Origin of the sequence: Streptomyces sp. NPDC090442, from assembly GCF_044769405.1 — a bacterium.
Lineage (GTDB): Bacteria > Actinomycetota > Actinomycetes > Streptomycetales > Streptomycetaceae > Streptomyces.
Genome location: NZ_JBIVXW010000010.1, coordinates 39,822 through 56,296, shown reverse-complemented (window position 1 = coordinate 56,296; position 16,475 = coordinate 39,822). Strand labels below are relative to the sequence as shown.

Below are 16,475 nucleotides of genomic sequence, written 5' to 3'. Positions count from 1 at the left end.
GCCCATCTGCGAACGCGCCGGCGTGCGGTCGGACGGCTCCCGGAGGCGGAGCCGAGACGCTCCGATACCCTGCGCGGGGGCCATTCCTTCCCCCCTACCCCATATACCCGGCACAATGCTGTGGTGCGTATCACTTCATGGTGTCCTGATGGGGGCGGGGCGGCGGTCGCAGGCCCGTCGATCGTCACCGTTTCGGCGGTCTCGATAGCCGGGTACTTGCGCGATCCGCCCGGCACGTGTGGACTACGCCCAATGCTCCGCGCACGCGCGGAGTCCCTGAGTACTTTCCGAAACATGACAGGAGGCAATCCGTGAGCGCGACCGCGGACCACGCGGAGGAGCGGACCAACCCTGCGACCAAGCTGGGGTTCGAGCCCGGACAGGTGGTCCAGGAGATCGGCTACGACGACGACGTCGAGCAGGAGCTCCGCGAAGGCATCGAGGCCATCATCGGCCAGGAACTTGAGGACGAGGATTACGACGACGTCGCTGATGTCGTCCTCCTGTGGTTCCGGGACGACGACGGCGACCTCACGGACGCGCTGGTGGACGCCATCGGTCTGATCGACGAAGGCGGCCAGATCTGGCTGCTGACGCCCAAGACCGGTCGCGACGGCTACATCGAGCCGAGCGACATCAACGAGGCTGCGCAGACCTCGGGTCTGTCCCAGACCCGGAGCATCAACGCGGGCAAGGACTGGACCGGCAGCCGGCTGATCTCGCCCAAGCGCTGACCGCGCCACCGACGTCCCTCGTCGAGCCCCTTCCGGCCGCCGCCGGAGGGGGCTCGACGCAGTTCAGACGGGGTGCGCGGGCCGTTTGGGCGGGCGCGTAGGGTGGTCGCGTCCAGTTGGTCAGTGACGCGGAAGGACGCAAGGCCCATGGCGATCGAGGTCGGCACCAAGGCTCCGGATTTCGAGCTCAAGAACCAGCACGGCGAGCTGGTCCGGCTCTCCGACTTCCGCGGCGCGAAGAACGTCGTCCTGCTCTTCTACCCGTTCGCCTTCACCGGCGTGTGCACCGGTGAGCTGTGCGCGCTGCGCGACGCGCTGCCCAAGTTCGTCAACGACGACGTGCAGTTGCTGGCGGTCTCCAACGACTCGCCGTTCTCGCTGCGGATCTTCGCCGAGCAGGAGGGGCTGACCTACCCGCTGCTGTCGGACTTCTGGCCGCACGGCGAGGCGTCCAGAGCGTACGGCGTCTTCGACGACGAGAAGGGCTGCGCGGTCCGCGGCACCTTCGTCATCGACAAGGAGGGCGTGGTGCGCTGGACAGTCGTCAACGGCCTGCCGGACGCCCGCGACCTGAACGACTACGTCAAGGCGCTGGAAGCCCTCTAGGGAGGGTGGTGCGTGGCGGCCCGACGGGTGTGCGTGCGGGATCCGTTCGCGATATCTGCGTTCGGCGGGAACCCGTCACTAGGATCGGTTCGTTGATCCGATGCCATGCACGATGGGGGCGCACAGCACGTACCCCTCGAATTCACGGGAGGACTCGTGGGAGTCAGCCTCAGCAAGGGCGGCAACGTCTCGCTGACGAAGGAAGCCCCCAATCTGACCGCCATCCTCGTCGGTCTGGGCTGGGACGCGCGTACCACCACCGGTACGGACTTCGACCTGGACGCCAGTGCCCTGTTGACGAACGACCAGGGCAAGGTCGACAACGACCTCAACTTCGTCTTCTTCAACAACCTCAAGAGCCCGTGCGGCGCGGTCGAGCACACCGGTGACAACCTCACCGGTGAGGGCGAGGGCGACGACGAGGCGATCAAGGTGAACCTCGCCGGCATCCCCGCCGACGTCCACAAGATCGTGTTCCCGGTGTCGATCTACGACGCCGAGACCCGTCAGCAGAGCTTCGGCCAGGTCCGCAACGCCTACATCCGCGTGGTCAACCAGGCCGACGGCAAGGAGCTGGCGCGCTACGACCTCAGCGAGGACGCCTCGACCGAGACCGCCATGGTCTTCGGCGAGCTGTACCGCAACGGCGCGGAGTGGAAGTTCCGTGCCATCGGCCAGGGTTACGCCTCCGGCCTGCGCGGCATCGCGCAGGACTTCGGCGTCAACGTCTGACCGCACACGCGACTCGCGTCCGGCGCCGTACGCCCCCGTCCGGGGAGTGCGGCGCCGGGCGCGTTTGGCGGGGCGCCGGTGGTGCCCCGCACCGACACCGGGGAGGAAACCACACCATGAGCGTCACGCTCGCCAAGGGGGGCAACGTCTCCCTGTCCAAGGCCGCGCCGAACCTCACGCAGATCACCGTCGGCCTCGGCTGGGACGCGCGCTCCACCACCGGCGCACCGTTCGACCTCGACGCCAGCGCGCTGCTGTGCGGGTCCGGACGGGTGCTGGGCGACGAGTACTTCGTCTTCTACAACAACCTCAAGAGCCCGGAGGGGTCCGTCGAGCACACCGGTGACAACCTCACCGGTGACGGCGAGGGCGACGACGAGACGATCCTGATCGACCTCACCCAGGTCCCCGAGCGGGTGGACGCGATCGTCTTCCCGGTCTCGATCCACGAGGCCGATCTGCGCGGCCAGAGCTTCGGCCAGGTCAGCAACGCCTTCATCCGGGTCGTCAACCAGGCCGACGGCGGCGAGCTCGCCCGCTACGACCTCAGCGAGGACGCCGCCGGCGAGACCGCGATGATCTTCGGCGAGGTCTACCGCCGCAACGGCGAGTGGAAGTTCCGCGCCGTGGGCCAGGGTTACGCCTCCGGTCTGCGCGGTATCGCCCTGGACTTCGGGGTCAATGTGGAGTGAACGCGGTGCTACCGGTGTCGTCCCCCGCGCATCCGAACCCGGTGCGGGGGGTACCACGGAGCTGACCGGGCACGGACCTGCGGTTCTCCGGCCGGATGGGGGCCGACCGCCCCGGCCGGGGGGCGGGAGCTCTAGACTTCGGTCAATGTTTCGCAAAGCGCCGCGCACTGGGCGCGGGGGACCCTCACAGCGAAGGATTGGGTAGGGCAGTGCTCCTGAAAACGTTTGGCTGGTCGTTCGCCATCACGGTGCTCGGCCTCGGCCTGGCGGGCGTTCTCTGGGGGTGGCAGGGCCTCGCGGTCGTGGGGATCCTCTCCATCCTGGAGATCTCGCTCTCGTTCGACAACGCGGTCATCAACGCGGGCATCCTGCGCAAGATGAACGCCTTCTGGCAGAAGATCTTCCTCACCATCGGCATCCTCGTCGCGGTGTTCGGCATGCGGCTGGTCTTCCCGGTCGTCATCGTCGCGGTCACCGCGAAGATGGGGCCGATAGAGGCGGTCCAACTCGCCATCAACGACAAGGCGCACTACCAGGAACTGGTGACCAGCGCCCACCCGGCCATCGCGGCCTTCGGCGGCATCTTCCTGCTGATGATCTTCCTCGACTTCCTCTTCGAGGGCCGCGAGCACACCTGGCTGTCGTGGATCGAGAAGCCGCTCGCCCGGATCGGCAAGCTGGACACCCTCTCGATCATCGTCGCCCTGGCCGCCCTGCTGGTGAGCGCCCTGACGGTGGCGCCGCACGCGGCGCACGGCGGCGGGGACAAGACCGTCACGGTCCTGCTGGCCGGCATCGCGGGCCTGATCACCTATCTCGTCGTCGGTGGCGTCTCGGGCTACTTCGAGGGCCGCCTGGAGGACGACGAGGCGGACGATGAGGACGGCGCGGAGCGGGCCGAGGTAGCCAAGAAGGGCGGCGGCTCCGTGGTGGGGCTGGCCGGCAAGGCCGCGTTCTTCATGTTCCTCTACCTGGAGGTCATCGACGCCTCGTTCTCCTTCGACGGCGTCATCGGCGCGTTCGCCATCACCAACGACATCTTCGAGATGGCGCTGGGTCTGGGCATCGGCGCGATGTACATCCGCTCGTTGACCGTCTTCCTGGTCCGCAAGGGGACGTTGGACGACTACGTCTACCTGGAGCACGGTGCGCACTACGCGATCGGTGCGCTGGGCGTCATCCTGCTCGTCACCATCCGGTACGAGGTCAACGAGGTCATCACCGGCCTGGTCGGCGTGGTGCTGATCGCGCTCTCCTTCGGCTCCTCGGTGCTGCGCAACCGGCGGGAGGGCAGGCCCGGGCAGGACGTCCCGACACACTCGGAAATGACGTCCCGAGTGTGACCGGGCTCTGAATGAGGAACGCTTTCTGCGGGGCGGCCACGGGGACACACCCAACGGCCGCCCCGCAGGGTTCATGGGCCACAACGATGGGGTGGGCAAGGTGTCGTTCCTGGGGAACTTGTGGCGCGGCAATGCGCCGCAGTTCGACGGCGGTGGCGCGTCGTACGTCGTCGAGCTGACGAAGCGGAATCCGGTCGTCTCCCTGACGAAGCAGGGGGCGGCCGCCGGGCATCTGCGGGTCAACCTGAGCTGGCAGATGCGCACTTCGGACTTCGGTGAGCGCGCCGGGCAGCGCTCCGGGAGCCTGCTGCGCAATCCCGGCCGGCTGTTCAAGCCCGAGGTCGTCCAGGCGCAGGGCCAGGCCGTGGTCAACGTCGACCTGGACCTGGCCTGCATGTACGAGCTGAAGGACGGCTCCAAGGGCGTGGTGCAGCCGCTGGGCAACTTCCTCGGCGACCTCAACGCCCCGCCGTTCGTCAAGCTCAGCGGCGACGACCGGTTCGGCTCCGGTTCCGGCGAGACGCTGTACGTCAATCTCGACCACCGGGACGAGATCAAGCGGATGTTGATCTTCGTCTACATCTACGACGGCACCCCGGCGTTCGACCGTACGCACGCGGTGGTGACCCTCTACCCGAGCACCGGCCCGCGGGTCGAGGTCAAGTTGGACGAGCGGGCGCCGCAGGCCCGGTCCTGCGCCATCTTCATGCTGGAGAACGGCAAGGACGGCCTCACGGTGCGGCGCGAGGTGAAGTACGTCTACGGCTTCCAGGCCGAGCTCGACCGGCTCTACGGCTGGGGGCTCCAGTGGGGCCGGGGCTACAAGTCGCAGGTCTGAGCCGGGACTTCACGACCGGCCCGCGCGCGGCGGGCGGCTGACGGACAGGGCGGCCGGGCCGCCGGGTGCGCGCGATGCGCCCCGGGCCCGGCCGCCCCGCGTTGCGTCAGCGGCGCTGGAACTGCGGCCCCTGGGGCGGCAGGACGAACGACGGGTCGGGGGCGAACGGCTGCGGCGCCGGGTAGCCGTAGGCGGGGGCGGGCGGCTGCTGGGGCGGGTAGAGGGGCGGTTGCGGGGGCAGGCCAGGGTAGCCGGCCGGTGGCTGGGACGGCGGGGGCGGGACGTTGGCCGGATAGCCGTAGCCGCCGGTGGGCGCGGGCGGCAGCGGGGCGGCCGAGAACGGCTCCGGCATCCGGTCCGGGACGTGCTGGGTGACCGCCTCCGGGTCCGTGTGCGGGCCGCCGGCCGGCGGTGCGCCGGCCTCCTCGGGCCAGGCGCCGGGCGGCGGCGAGACCGGGCCGGCCGGGGCGGGGAACGGTGCGGGGCCGGCCGCGGCGTCGTCCGCGGGGCGTTCGACCGCCGCGGTGGGGCCCGGCTCCGGCGGCTGCGCGGCGGACGCCTCGGGGGAGGGGGCGTCGGTGGTCGACGGGGCGGCGGCGGGCTGCTCGTCGTGGGCCGCGTCGGTACCGCCGGCCCCGTTCGTCGCACCGTCCCCGTCCGTGTCGTCCACCGAGATGCCGAACTCCGTTGCCAGGCCGACCAGTCCGCTCTCGTAGCCCTGCCCCAGGGCGCGGAACTTCCAGCCGTCGCCGCGCCGGTAGAGCTCCCCGCAGATCAGCGCGGTCTCCTCGCCCGTGTCGGGCACCACGTCGAAGACCGCGAGCGGCTCCGCGCCGTCCGCCGCCGCGTCGTAGAGCAGCACCCGCAGGTCGTGCACCCCGGCGAACGGGCCGCCGTCGGAGGAGGCGGCGAGCACCACCCGCGCCACCGACGCGTCGAGCGGCGTCAGTTCCGCCTCGATGGTGTCGGTCAGGGCGTCGGACAGTCGGGTCTTGGGCAGGTGCCGGACCAGGCCGCTGGGGTGCCGCGGCTGGTTGTAGAAGACGAAGTCCTCGTCGGAGCGCACGCGTCCGTCCGGCCCCACCAGCAGGGCCGAGGCGTCGACGTCCGGGACGCCGGCGCCTGGCGTCCAGCGCAGCACGGCCCGGACGGCCGTGGCGTTCAGGGGTACGTTCGACCCTTTCAGCATCGCGTGCGTCATGCCGCAATCCTGCCTTCCCGCCGGTGGCGGCCACAACGCGGGGGCCAGGCGGCACGCTTCCCGGACGCCCCTCGGATCCCCTGGTGTCACGGGGATTTCGGACCGGCGGGAACTTTCGAGCCCCCCACGCACGTACGATTATCGGCTGGATCCAGACAGCGGAACGCGGCGGGGGCGCCCGAGAACCGCTTGATACGGGGAGTTGTATGCGGCACTTTGGGCATCTTGCGCCCGATTTCCGGAAGGCTCTGTTCCACAAGGAACCGGTGGAGTTCACGGCGGAATCCCCGGCCGGCGTGCTCGCCACCGCCCTCGGCGCCACGCTCTACAGCCCCGCCACCCGCCCCCGCCTCGCCGACGACGTCCGCAAGCAGACCGCCCGCGGCGTGACATCCATGGTGCTGTGCCTGGAGGACGCCATCGGCGACGGCGACGTGGCGGCCGGCGAGGAGAACCTCGTCCGGCAGTTCGCCCTGCTCGACGAGGCCGCCGGCGGCGGCGCGGACCTCCCCCTGCTCTTCATCCGCGTCCGCGCGCCGGCCCAAATACCCGACCTGGTGCGCCGGATGGGCCGGGCCGTGCGGCGGTTGTCCGGATTCGTACTTCCCAAGTTCACCGCGGAGCACGGGCTGCCCTTCCTGGAGGCGCTGGCGGAGGCCGAATCGGCCTGCGGGCGGCGGCTGTTCGCGATGCCGGTACTGGAGTCCCCCCAACTGCTCCACCTGGAGAGTCGCGCCGCGACCCTGGCGGGCATCGCCCGCACCGTCGCCGGCTACCGCGACCGGGTGCTCGCCCTGCGCCTCGGCGTCACCGACTTCTGCTCCGCCTACGGCCTGCGCCGGGCCCCCGACATGACCGCCTACGACGTCCAGATCGTCGCCTCCGTGATCGCCGACGTGGTCAACGTCCTCGGCCGCGCGGACGGCACCGGCTTCACCGTCACCGGCCCGGTCTGGGAGTACTTCCGGCTGCACGAGCGGATGTTCAAGCCGCAGCTGCGCCGCAGCCCCTTCCTGGGCGAGGCCGAGGAGCTGCGCTCCGACCTGATCGCGCACGACATGGACGGGCTGCTGCGCGAGATCGAACTGGACCGCGCCAACGGCCTGACCGGCAAGACCTGCATCCACCCCTCGCACGTCGCCCCCGTGCACGCCCTGTCGGTCGTCAGTCACGAGGAATACAGCGACGCCTCCGACATCCTGCGGCCCGAGCGCGACGCCGGCGGGGTGCTGCGCTCCTCGTACACCAACAAGATGAACGAGGTGAAGCCGCACCGCGCCTGGGCCGAGCGGACGCTGCTGCGCGCCGAGGCGTTCGGCGTGGCCCGCGAGGACGTCGGCTTCGTGGAACTGCTGACCGCCAGCCTGACGCCGGCCTGAAGCCCGACGGCCCCGAACCCCCAGTGGAGAGCGACGGCATGAACGACGGTACGGACCCGACGACGGAGCGCGGCGCGCGCGAGGCGTGGAGCGGAGCGTGGGTCGCCGAGCGGCTCGGGGTCACCCTGAGTGGCGCGGACGAACTGCCCGGACTGCTCGGGCTGGCGCTGCGTCGCAACCCCAAGCGCGCCCACCTGCTGGTCTCCAACGTGCTCGGCAAGCACGTACCGCAGCGCCCCGAGGTGGTGCACGGCGCCGGCGTCCAACTGGGCCGCCGGGTGCGCGCGTTGCTCGGGGACGAGGAGGCCGCCCGCGCCGTCGTCCTCGGCTACGCCGAGACCGCCACCGGGCTCGGCCACTCGGTCGCCGACGGGCTGGGGCTCGCCCCCTACCTGCACTCCACCCGCCGCCCGGTGCCGGGCGTGCCGCGCGCCGCCGGCTTCGAGGAGGAACACAGCCACGCCACCTCGCACCTGCTGCTCCCCGAGGACCGCACCCTGCTCTCCGGGGACGGCCCCCTGGTCCTCGTCGACGACGAGTTCTCCACCGGGCGCACGGTCCGCAACACCGTCCGGGCGCTGCACGCCCACCACCCCCGGGAGCGCTACGTCCTCGTCGCCCTGGTGGACCTGCGGGCGGAGGACGACCGCGAGGCGCTGGCGAAGTGCGCCGCCGACCTCGGCGCCCGCATCGACCTGGTCGCCCTGGCCGGCGGTGGCGTCCACCTGCCCGACGACGTCCTGGAGCGCGGCCGCGAACTGGTCGCCGTCCAGGAGGCGTTGACCCCGGCACCCCGTGGCGCGGCGGCCCGCCCGGAGGCGATACGCATCGACCTCGGCTGGCCCGCCGGGCTGCCCGACGGTGGCCGGCACGGCTTCACCCCGGCCCACCGCGCCGTCCTGGAGGAGCACCTGCCCGCCATGGCCGCCCGCATGGCGGCGCGCCTCGACGGCGCCCGCCGCGTCCTCGTCCTCGGGAACGAGGAGCTGATGTACGCCCCGCTGCGGCTCGCGGGAGCCCTGGACGCGCACCTCGCCCCGGCCGGCGGCACGGTCCGCTTCTCCACCACCACCCGCTCCCCGGTCCTCGCCGTGGACGACCCCGGCTACGCGATCCGCACCCGGCTGACCTTCCCCGCTCACGACCGCCCGGCGGACGGCCCCGGCGAGCGCTACGCCTACAACGTCGCCCCCGGCGGCGACCCGGCGCGCCGCTTCGACGCCGTCGTCGCGGTCGTCGACTCCGCCGGCGACCGCCCCGAACTCCACGCCCCCGGCGGGCTGCTCGCCCAACTGGCCGGCCACACCGACCGGTTGCTGCTCGCCGTCGTCCCCGCCCACACCCCGCCCGCCGCCCTCCCCGGCCCGCTGCGCGGCCCCGCGTTCTCCTCCTACGCCCCCGACGAGATCGGCTGGCTGCTCAAGGACCTCTCCGGGGTCACCCTGGAGACGCCCACCGAGGAGCGCGAGGAGGCGATCCAGCGCGGCGGCGCCCACTACGCGGAGTCGCTGCCGGTCGAGTACCAACCCAGCGCGGAATACCAGGAGCTGTTCCGCAGCGCGCTGCGGACCGGCGCCGGCCGGATGGCCCGCGCCGTCGGCACCGTCACCGAGACCGTGCTCGCCGAACGGGGCCCGCGCCCGGTCCTGGTCTCCCTGGCCCGTGCCGGCACCCCCGTCGGCATCCTGATGCGCCGCTGGGCCCGCCACCACCGCGGCCTGGACCTGCCGCACTACGCCGTCTCCATCGTCCGCGGCCGCGGCATCGACCCCACCGCCCTGCGCTGGCTCGCCGCCCACCACGACCCGGCGGACGTGGTGTTCGTCGACGGCTGGACGGGCAAGGGCGCCATCACGGGCGAACTGACCGCGGCGCTCGCCGACTTCCCCGGCTTCGACCCGCGCCTGGCGGTCCTCGCCGACCCCGGCGGCTGCGTGTCCACCTACGGCACCCGCGACGACTTCCTGATCCCGTCCGCCTGCCTGAACTCCACCGTCTCCGGGCTGGTCTCGCGCACCGTGCTGCGCGCCGACCTGATCGGCCCGGACGACTTCCACGGCGCCAAGTTCTACCGCGAACTGGCCGGCAGCGACCTGTCCGGGGAGTTCCTGGACACCGTCACCGCCCACTTCGACGCGGTCGCGGGCGAGGCCGCCGCCGACGCGCGGGCACTGGCCGCCGCCGACCGCACCCCCACCTGGGCCGGCTGGGCGGCCGTCGAGCGGATCAGCGCGGAGTACGGCATCGACGACATCAACCTCGTCAAGCCCGGCGTCGGCGAGACCACCCGGGTGCTGCTGCGCCGGGTCCCCTGGCGGATCCTCGCCCGCCGCGGCGCCGGCGCCGACCTCGACCACGTCCGGCTGCTGGCCGACCAGCGCGGCGTGCCCATCGAGGAGGTCGACGAACTCCCCTACACCTGCGTCGGGTTGATCCACCCCCGCTACACCCGCGCCGCCACCGGCGCCGACGGCACGGCGGTGGCCGGCCGATGACCACGCCCGCCCCGCTGGTCGCCAGCGACCTCGACCGCACGCTCATCTACTCGGCCGCCGCGCTGCACCTCACCGGACCCGACGAGGCCGCCCCCCGGCTGCTCTGCGTCGAGGTCTACGAGGGCCGGCCGCTCTCCTACCTCACCGAGACGGCCGCCGCGCTGCTGACCGAACTGGCCGGCCGCGCCACCTTCGTCCCGGCCACCACCCGCACCCGCGCCCAGTACGGGCGCGTCCGACTCCCCGGCCCGCCCCCGGAGTTCGCGGTCTGCGCCAACGGCGGCCACCTGCTCGTCCAGGGCGTCTCCGACCCCGACTGGCAGCGCACCGTCGCCGACCGGCTCGCCGCCCACTGCGCCCCGTCGGACGAGATCGACGCCCACCTGGCCCGCACCGCCGACCCGGTGTGGCTGCGCAGCCGACGCACCGCCGAGGACCTCTTCGCCTACCTCGTCGTGGAGCGCCCGCTGCTGCCGGCCGACTGGGTCGCCGACCTGACCGGGTGGGCGGCCGAGCGCGGCTGGACGGTCTCCCTCCAGGGCCGCAAGCTCTACGTCGTGCCCCGCCCGCTCACCAAGAGCGCCGCGGTCGCCGAGGTGGCCCGCCGCACCGGCGCGACCGGGTTCCTCGGCGCCGGCGACTCGCTGCTCGACACCGACCTGCTGCTGGCCGCGGACCGCGGGTGGCGGCCGGGGCACGGCGAGTTGGCGGACACCGACTGGGGCGCGCCGCACGTCACGGCGCTCGCCGAGCGGGGCGTGGCCGCGGGGGAGGCGATCGTGCGAGCGATGGTGGGTGCCGTCGGGGCGCGCTGACGGGCGCGGGGGTGTGCGTCCGCGCGCCGGTGTGCGCCGGCGGCGGGCCGGAGCGTGGCGGCTGACAGGTCGCGGGGGCCGGCCGTAGGCTGCCGGCGATCGGGAGGAGAGCACCTTGGCCGAGCCCAAGAACACCCCGCTGACACCGGAGTTGTACGCCTATGTGCTGGCGCACAACCCGCCGCTGGACCCCGCCCTGGAGGAGCTCGCGGACCGCACCCGCGAGCGGTTCCCTACCGCGGCGGGCATGCTGTCGGCCCCCGAACAGGCGCTGCTGCTGGCGTTCCTGATCCGGCTGACCGGGGCCCACCACGTGGTCGAGGTGGGCACCTTCACCGGCTTCGCGACGCTCGCCATGGCCCGAGCGCTGCCCGCCGACGGCACGCTGATCGCCTGCGACGTCTCCGAGGAGTGGACCGCCTACGGCCGGGAAGCCTGGGCGAAGGCCGGGGTCGCGGACCGCGTCGAGCTGCGGATCGCACCGGCACTGGAGACCCTGCGCGCGATGCCGCCCGAACCCCACATCGACCTGGCCTACCTCGACGCCGACAAGGGCGGCTACATCGGCTACTGGGAGGAGCTGGTGCCGCGGCTGCGCCCCGGCGGCCTGCTCGTCGCCGACAACGTGCTCTTCCACGGCCGGGTCACCGACCCCGCGGCCACCGGACCGGCCCTGGCCATCCGGGAGTTCAACGACCACGTGCTCACGGACGCCCGTATGGAGGCGGTGCTGCTCCCCGTGGCGGACGGGGTGACGTTGGCCCGCAGGCGGTAGGGCGGCGGCGACGACCGGGCCGGGGCCCGTGGCCGTAGTGCGGCGGCCGACGGCCGGTGGTCAGCCGCAGCAGCCGCCCCCGCAGCAGCCACCACCCCCGCCGCCCGGCGCGGCGGACGGGCCGGGGGCGGACGCGGTCCCGCCGACGGCGACGGTGGACAGCAGCTTCACGGTGTCCTGGTGGCCCTCCGGGCAGGCCGCCGGGGCGGACGACTCGGCCATCGGCCGGTTCAGCTCGAAGGTGGTCCCACAGGGACGGCAGCGGTATTCGTAACGGGGCATGGGCACAGGGTATGGCTTCGCCGCGGAGTCCCGCCGCCGTCGTCAGCCCCGCCGGCCGGAGCGGTACGGGGCGGACCGCGGCCGGGGCTCAGCGCACGACCGTGCCCGGCGGCGCGGCCAGCAGGTCCAGCTCCGCGCGGGTCGGCGCGCCCTCCCAGTCACCCGGGGAGGCGGCCGCGAACGCCCCGGTGGTGACCGCCCGTGCCAGCCGCCCGCTGACGTCCGCGCCGTCCAGCAGCGCCGAGAGGTAGCCGGCCACGAAGGCGTCGCCGGCGCCCACCGGGTCCACCGCCCTTACCGGCACGGCGGGTTGGTGGCGGGGACCGCCGTCGCCCGTATACGCCGTCGCGCCGTCCGCGCCGTGCGTCACCACGACCTCGCGGACGCCGGCGGCCAACAGCCGGGTCGGCGGCGGGCCTTCGGAGTGGCGTCCCGTTGCCGGTAGGCACAGCGGCAGCTCGTCCTCGGAGGCGATTAGCACGTCCACGAAGGGGAGCCAGTCGCGCAGCACGTCGGCGGCCTCGGCGGCGCTCCACAGCCGGGCGCGGAAGTTGACGTCCAGGCAGACGAGCGCGGTGTGCCGGCGGGCCAGGTCGAGGGCGAGGCCGGCGCTCGCGCGGGCCGCGGGACCCAGCGCCGGGGTGATGCCGGTCAGGTGCAGCACGCGGGGCGGCGCCGCGGCGAAGGCCCGCTCGACGGCGGCCGCCGAGGGGCGCGAACCGGCCGATCCCGCGCGGTAGTAGTGGACCCGGGTCAGCTCCGGTAGCCGCGGCTCGAAGAGGAGCAGCCCGGTGGGCGCGTCCGGGTCGACGGTGGCGCCGGACACCTCGACGCCCTCGGCCCGCAGCGTCCGCAGCACCAGTTCCCCCGCCTCGTCCGCGCCGACCGCGCCCGTCCACCGGACGCGATGGCCCAACCGGGCCAGGCCGATCGCCACGTTGCTCTCCGCGCCGGCGACCGAGACCCGCATCGTGCCGCCCAGCCTCAGCGGGCCGCTGCCGCGCAGCGCCACCATGGTCTCCCCGAAGGTGAGCACGTCCCCGCCAACGGGCGGCGGGGACGGCGGAGATGGCGCGGGCGGTGCGAGAGGCGAGGGTGGTGCGAAGGGTGAGGGTGGTGTGAGGGGTGAGGGTGGTGCCGTCATGCCGTCCTGTGCGTCGGTTCCTGCGCCGCTCGCCACCCGCTCGCCCTCCACGTGCCCTCCCCTGGGTGTTGCCTCTCCGCGTGCCGGCCCGTGCCCCGATGGACGGCCGGGAATCCTCGCGCCCCTCCCGCCACTTCTTTCCTCCCCCGTCCCCGTCCCCTCACCCTCCCTCTCGCCATTCCGCTCCCCCTTCCCCCACCCCCCCTCTCACCATTCCGCGAACGAACCGTCCTCGTGCCGCCAGACCGGGTTCCGCCAGGCGTGCCCGCCCGCCGCGTCGGCCGCCCGGACGGCGGCCTCGTCCACCTCCACCCCGAGCCCCGGACGGTCGGACCGCAGCAGCGCCCCGCGGTCGAAGTGGAACGGCGTGGGATCGACGACGTAGTCCAGCAGCTCGGCGTCCCGGTTGTAGTGGATCCCCAGGGACTGCTCCTGGATGAGGAAGTTCGGGGTGGTGAAGGCGACTTGGAGGCTGGCGGCGAGGGCGACCGGCCCGAGCGGGCAGTGCGGGGCGAGCAGCGCTCCGTACGGCTCCGCGAGGGCGGCGATCCGGCGCAGCTCCGAGATCCCGCCGGCGTGCGACACATCGGGCTGTACGACGGCGACGCCGGCCTGGAGCGGGGCCAGGAACTCACGGCGGGTGTAGAGACGTTCACCCAGTGCGAGCGGAACGCCGGACGCTGTGACGAGGCCGGGAAGGGCGGCCAACTGCTCGGGGAGGACGGGCTCCTCGACGAACAGCGGGGCGGACTCCGCCAGCAGCGGCAGCAGCCTGCGGGCGTTGGAGGGGGTGACACGACCATGGAAGTCCAGGGCGAAGTCCCGGTCCTCACCGAGGACTTCACGAGCGGTCTCGGCGCGCCGCAGACAGTCGCGCACCTCGGCGCGGGTCGCCAACGGGGACATCCGTCCGCAGCCGTTCATCTTGACGGCGCTGAAGCCCGCCTCGACCTGCGCGGTCACCGCGTCCCGGATCTGCGCCGGCTCGTCGCCGCCGACCCAGGCATAGGCCCGCACCCGATCGCGGACCGGCCCGCCCAGCAACTGGTGCACGGCCAGCCCGCATTGCTTCCCCTTGATGTCCCACAGCGCCTGGTCCAGACCGGCGACGGCGGAGGAGAGCACCGGGCCGCCCCGGTAGAAGCCGCCTTTCGTCAGCACCTGCCAGTGGTCCTCGATGCGCGCCGGATCCCGCCCGAGGAGGTACTCCGCCAGCACCGCCACCGCCGCCCGGACCGGCTCCGCCCGCCCCTCGACCACGGGCTCGCCCCAGCCCACCACCCCCTGGTCGGTCTCCACCCGCACGAACAGCCAGCGCGGCGGCGCGAGAAAGGTCTCGATACGGCTGATCTTCATGGGTCGGGCCATGACGCGGCGACCGTCCTTCCACCGAGGAGAGGCGAGAGAGGGGAGACAACCGGGGGAGTCGGGGTGTGTTCCTGTTCCCTCGTGGTCTACCCATGCCGCTCGACGGCACCTGTCGGTACGGGGCCGGGTCCGGTGCTGGGGCCGAGTACGGGTACGCGTGCCGGTGCGGGTCCGAGCGCGCTCAAGGATGTTCGCGCGCCGACTTGTCGAGCAGCTCCAGCATCGCCATGTACGCGCCGTCCAGGTCCCGGTCGCGCACCGCCTCGGCCACCGCCGCGTGCACGGGGTACGGGTGCGCGAAGGCGCCGCCGGACGCGTACACCTCCCGGCCGCGCTGGATGATCACGGGCACGATCACCCGGTGCATCTGCGCGTAGAAGCGGTTGTTGGACGCGAGCAGCAGCGCGGTGTGGAAGGAGGCGTCCGCGCGGACCAACAGCACCGGGTCGTCCTCGGTCGCGGACATCGCGCTGAGCGCGGCGTTGAGGGCTTCGAGGTCGTCGTCGGTGCGGCGCTCCGCGGCCAGCGCGGCCGCCGCGGGCTCGATCGACCGGCGCAGTTCGAGCATGTCGGCGTAGAAGTCGGACGAGGCGCCGGCGGCCAACTTCCAGCGCAGTACGTCGGAATCGAGGAGGTTCCACTCCTCCCGGGGGCGGACGTACGTGCCGTGGTTCTGCCGGGTGGCGAGCAGCCCCTTGGTGGCCAGCACCTTCACCGCCTCGCGCAGCACGGTCTGGCTGACGTCCAGCTCCGCCATCACCTTCTGGAGGGCGAGCACTTCCCCCTCGCCGTAGGTGCCGGCGACGATCCGTTGGGCGAGCGCCTCGACGGCCGCCCCGTGCTGCCCGTGCCCCGCGTACGAGCCGGGATTCCCCAACTGCCCCATCGTTGCTCCCAGGTACCGGGTGGTGAGGTGCGGCGGTGGGCCGGAGCGCCGGCGGTCTCGGAGCGGCGCGGCGGTAGTGGGCGAGCGGTGCGGCGGGGCGGGGAGTGCGCTCCGCCGTCGTTCGCCGTCCGCCGCCGGTCGCCCGTCGGCCCGGCTCCCGCGGCCGTCACGCCACGGCGCACCGCACGCCCACCCACCCCGTACGCGTCCCGATACGCGTCCCGCCAGGCCCCGAAGCCCGGCACCGGCCGGAGTTCGCCGCCGTCACAACTCCCTGGTGCTGCCGGCCGGCGGCGCACCGCCGGCACCGCCGCTGCCGCCCGGCTCGGCCCCGAATCCCGCCGCGCCCCTCTCCGCCGGGCTCGTCTCGGCGTGCGCGCCCGTGGTGCGCCGATGACGCGGGCCGGTGACGCTCGTACCGGGACCGAGCGAGCCCATGCCGCCGTGCCAGGCGCCCTGCATCCGCACCCGCGCCGACTGCCGCCCCGCGGTCATCCCGGACACCGGGTGCAACTGCCCGCTCTCGAACCGCTCGGCCTCCTCCGGGTGCCGGGCGCGCCAGTACGGGTTGTCGTGCGACAGCCCGCCGCTGACCCGCCCGTACATCCCGAACACCAGCAGGAGCAGCCCCACCACGAAGCTGAAGTAGACGTTCTGGATCTTGAAGGCGAGGAAGTTGGAGTCGGTCTGGAGCAGCCCCAGGTTCACGAAGCCGCTCAACAGGAAGAGCCCGCCGAGCACGATGTTGAGGGTGGAGGCGAAGTTCCCGCCGATCGTCATGCCGACGATGAGCAGCGCGCCGATGGCGATCGAGAGCACGCTGAGCGAGCCGTTGGTGTTCAGCCCGGCCACGGTCGCGCCGCCGGTGTCGAAGAACCCGATGTTGTGGGTCAGGCCGAGGACGCCGAACGCGACCAGCACCAGCCCCATCAGCCCGGCGCCGACGCGGTAGACCTGGTTCAGCCGATGATCCACCGGTAGGTGCTTGTTGAACTGGGCGCGGCGCTTCGTGAACCGGTTGAGGAAGTTCGTGGGCCTGTGCAGCGTTTGGCCTGTTGCACCGGTAGCAGCCATGTCCGGCCTCCCTTGCGCAGATGAGCCGCCTGGGCCGTAGTCACTCCGACTCCAGCATCGGGCACGGGCGCCGTTCATGCCATTGCGGACGGGACGCGCGACAGGACGCGC

The 16,475-nt window shown here is 72.9% G+C and carries 16 protein-coding genes; 10 read left to right on the top strand and 6 right to left on the bottom strand.

Annotated elements, in window-relative coordinates; all coding sequences use genetic code 11:
• The first annotated feature begins 311 nt into the window (after window positions 1-311).
• The 6 genes from ACIQU6_RS09990 (at window position 312) to ACIQU6_RS09965 (ending at window position 4,945) form a co-directional block, all read left to right on the top strand.
• Window positions 312-734, top strand: coding sequence for a DUF3052 domain-containing protein (locus ACIQU6_RS09990; RefSeq protein WP_274915884.1), 423 nt, complete (start codon window positions 312-314; stop codon window positions 732-734).
• 147 nt (window positions 735-881) lie between these two features.
• Window positions 882-1,340, top strand: coding sequence for a peroxiredoxin (locus tag ACIQU6_RS09985; protein WP_403481148.1), 459 nt, complete (start codon window positions 882-884; stop codon window positions 1,338-1,340).
• A gap of 156 nt (window positions 1,341-1,496) precedes the next feature.
• The gene (locus tag ACIQU6_RS09980; RefSeq protein ID WP_383416086.1) at window positions 1,497-2,072 is read left to right on the top strand and encodes a TerD family protein; all 576 of its coding nucleotides are present in this window, start codon (window positions 1,497-1,499) and stop codon (window positions 2,070-2,072) included.
• Between the two features lie 116 nt (window positions 2,073-2,188).
• On the top strand, window positions 2,189-2,764 hold the full coding sequence (locus ACIQU6_RS09975; protein ID WP_403481147.1) for a TerD family protein: 576 nt from the start codon (window positions 2,189-2,191) through the stop codon (window positions 2,762-2,764).
• A gap of 209 nt (window positions 2,765-2,973) precedes the next feature.
• Window positions 2,974-4,107 (top strand): DUF475 domain-containing protein, encoded by a 1,134-nt coding sequence (locus tag ACIQU6_RS09970; RefSeq protein WP_403481146.1) that lies wholly within the window; start codon window positions 2,974-2,976, stop codon window positions 4,105-4,107.
• A gap of 73 nt (window positions 4,108-4,180) precedes the next feature.
• On the top strand, window positions 4,181-4,945 hold the full coding sequence (locus ACIQU6_RS09965) for a Tellurium resistance (protein WP_403481145.1): 765 nt from the start codon (window positions 4,181-4,183) through the stop codon (window positions 4,943-4,945).
• 106 nt (window positions 4,946-5,051) lie between these two features.
• Here the strand turns inward: ACIQU6_RS09965 and ACIQU6_RS09960 are convergent, their stop codons facing one another.
• Window positions 5,052-6,146, bottom strand: a complete 1,095-nt coding sequence (locus tag ACIQU6_RS09960; RefSeq protein WP_403481144.1) for a TerD family protein — start codon at window positions 6,144-6,146, stop codon at window positions 5,052-5,054.
• Window positions 6,147-6,352: 206 nt separating this feature from the next.
• Here ACIQU6_RS09960 and ACIQU6_RS09955 point away from each other — a divergent pair, with 206 nt between their 5' ends.
• The 4 genes from ACIQU6_RS09955 (at window position 6,353) to ACIQU6_RS09940 (ending at window position 11,610) form a co-directional block, all read left to right on the top strand.
• Window positions 6,353-7,525 (top strand): HpcH/HpaI aldolase/citrate lyase family protein, encoded by a 1,173-nt coding sequence (locus tag ACIQU6_RS09955; RefSeq protein WP_403481143.1) that lies wholly within the window; start codon window positions 6,353-6,355, stop codon window positions 7,523-7,525.
• Window positions 7,526-7,563: 38 nt separating this feature from the next.
• The gene (locus ACIQU6_RS09950) at window positions 7,564-10,020 is read left to right on the top strand and encodes a phosphoribosyltransferase (protein WP_403481142.1); all 2,457 of its coding nucleotides are present in this window, start codon (window positions 7,564-7,566) and stop codon (window positions 10,018-10,020) included.
• Window positions 10,017-10,835: an HAD family hydrolase gene (locus tag ACIQU6_RS09945; protein ID WP_403481141.1), complete on the top strand. Its 819-nt coding sequence runs from the start codon at window positions 10,017-10,019 to the stop codon at window positions 10,833-10,835. Before ACIQU6_RS09950 ends, ACIQU6_RS09945 begins: the two co-directional genes overlap by 4 nt.
• A 115-nt stretch (window positions 10,836-10,950) precedes the next feature.
• A complete protein-coding gene (locus ACIQU6_RS09940) occupies window positions 10,951-11,610 on the top strand; it encodes an O-methyltransferase (RefSeq protein ID WP_403481140.1) in 660 nt (219 codons plus the stop codon).
• 60 nt (window positions 11,611-11,670) lie between these two features.
• On the opposite strand, the gene ACIQU6_RS09935 is transcribed toward ACIQU6_RS09940, so the two are convergent.
• The 5 genes from ACIQU6_RS09935 to ACIQU6_RS09915 all read right to left on the bottom strand — a co-directional run bounded on the left by ACIQU6_RS09935 (window position 11,671) and on the right by ACIQU6_RS09915 (window position 16,364).
• Window positions 11,671-11,892: a zinc ribbon domain-containing protein gene (locus ACIQU6_RS09935; RefSeq protein WP_274915893.1), complete on the bottom strand. Its 222-nt coding sequence runs from the start codon at window positions 11,890-11,892 to the stop codon at window positions 11,671-11,673.
• A gap of 88 nt (window positions 11,893-11,980) precedes the next feature.
• Complete coding sequence (locus ACIQU6_RS09930; RefSeq protein ID WP_403481139.1) at window positions 11,981-12,928, bottom strand: sugar kinase; 948 nt, start codon at window positions 12,926-12,928, stop codon at window positions 11,981-11,983.
• Window positions 12,929-13,243: 315 nt separating this feature from the next.
• Entirely contained in the window at window positions 13,244-14,392 is a 1,149-nt protein-coding gene (gene dgoD, locus ACIQU6_RS09925; RefSeq protein ID WP_403481234.1) for a galactonate dehydratase, read from the bottom strand.
• Between the two features lie 193 nt (window positions 14,393-14,585).
• Entirely contained in the window at window positions 14,586-15,290 is a 705-nt protein-coding gene (locus ACIQU6_RS09920; RefSeq protein WP_403481138.1) for a FadR/GntR family transcriptional regulator, read from the bottom strand.
• 264 nt (window positions 15,291-15,554) lie between these two features.
• Window positions 15,555-16,364 carry a DUF4383 domain-containing protein gene (locus ACIQU6_RS09915; protein WP_403481137.1) on the bottom strand — a complete coding sequence of 270 codons (810 nt, stop codon included), beginning with the start codon at window positions 16,362-16,364 and terminating at the stop codon, window positions 15,555-15,557.
• Window positions 16,365-16,475 lie beyond the last annotated feature (111 nt).

Bases quoted from the DNA above. Each gene is read 5' to 3' on its own strand.
- ACIQU6_RS09985 (WP_403481148.1), top strand. From the start codon at position 882: ATGGCGATCGAGGTCGGCACCAAGGCTCCGGATTTCGAGCTCAAGAAC.
- ACIQU6_RS09975 (WP_403481147.1), top strand. From the start codon at position 2,189: ATGAGCGTCACGCTCGCCAAGGGGGGCAACGTCTCCCTGTCCAAGGCC.
- ACIQU6_RS09965 (WP_403481145.1), top strand. From the start codon at position 4,181: ATGGGCCACAACGATGGGGTGGGCAAGGTGTCGTTCCTGGGGAACTTG.
- ACIQU6_RS09960 (WP_403481144.1), bottom strand. From the start codon at position 6,146: ATGACGCACGCGATGCTGAAAGGGTCGAACGTACCCCTGAACGCCACG.
- ACIQU6_RS09955 (WP_403481143.1), top strand. From the start codon at position 6,353: ATGCGGCACTTTGGGCATCTTGCGCCCGATTTCCGGAAGGCTCTGTTC.
- ACIQU6_RS09950 (WP_403481142.1), top strand. From the start codon at position 7,564: ATGAACGACGGTACGGACCCGACGACGGAGCGCGGCGCGCGCGAGGCG.
- ACIQU6_RS09945 (WP_403481141.1), top strand. From the start codon at position 10,017: ATGACCACGCCCGCCCCGCTGGTCGCCAGCGACCTCGACCGCACGCTC.
- ACIQU6_RS09935 (WP_274915893.1), bottom strand. From the start codon at position 11,892: ATGCCCCGTTACGAATACCGCTGCCGTCCCTGTGGGACCACCTTCGAG.
- dgoD (WP_403481234.1), bottom strand. From the start codon at position 14,392: ATGAAGATCAGCCGTATCGAGACCTTTCTCGCGCCGCCGCGCTGGCTG.
- ACIQU6_RS09920 (WP_403481138.1), bottom strand. From the start codon at position 15,290: ATGGGGCAGTTGGGGAATCCCGGCTCGTACGCGGGGCACGGGCAGCAC.
- ACIQU6_RS09915 (WP_403481137.1), bottom strand. From the start codon at position 16,364: ATGGCTGCTACCGGTGCAACAGGCCAAACGCTGCACAGGCCCACGAAC.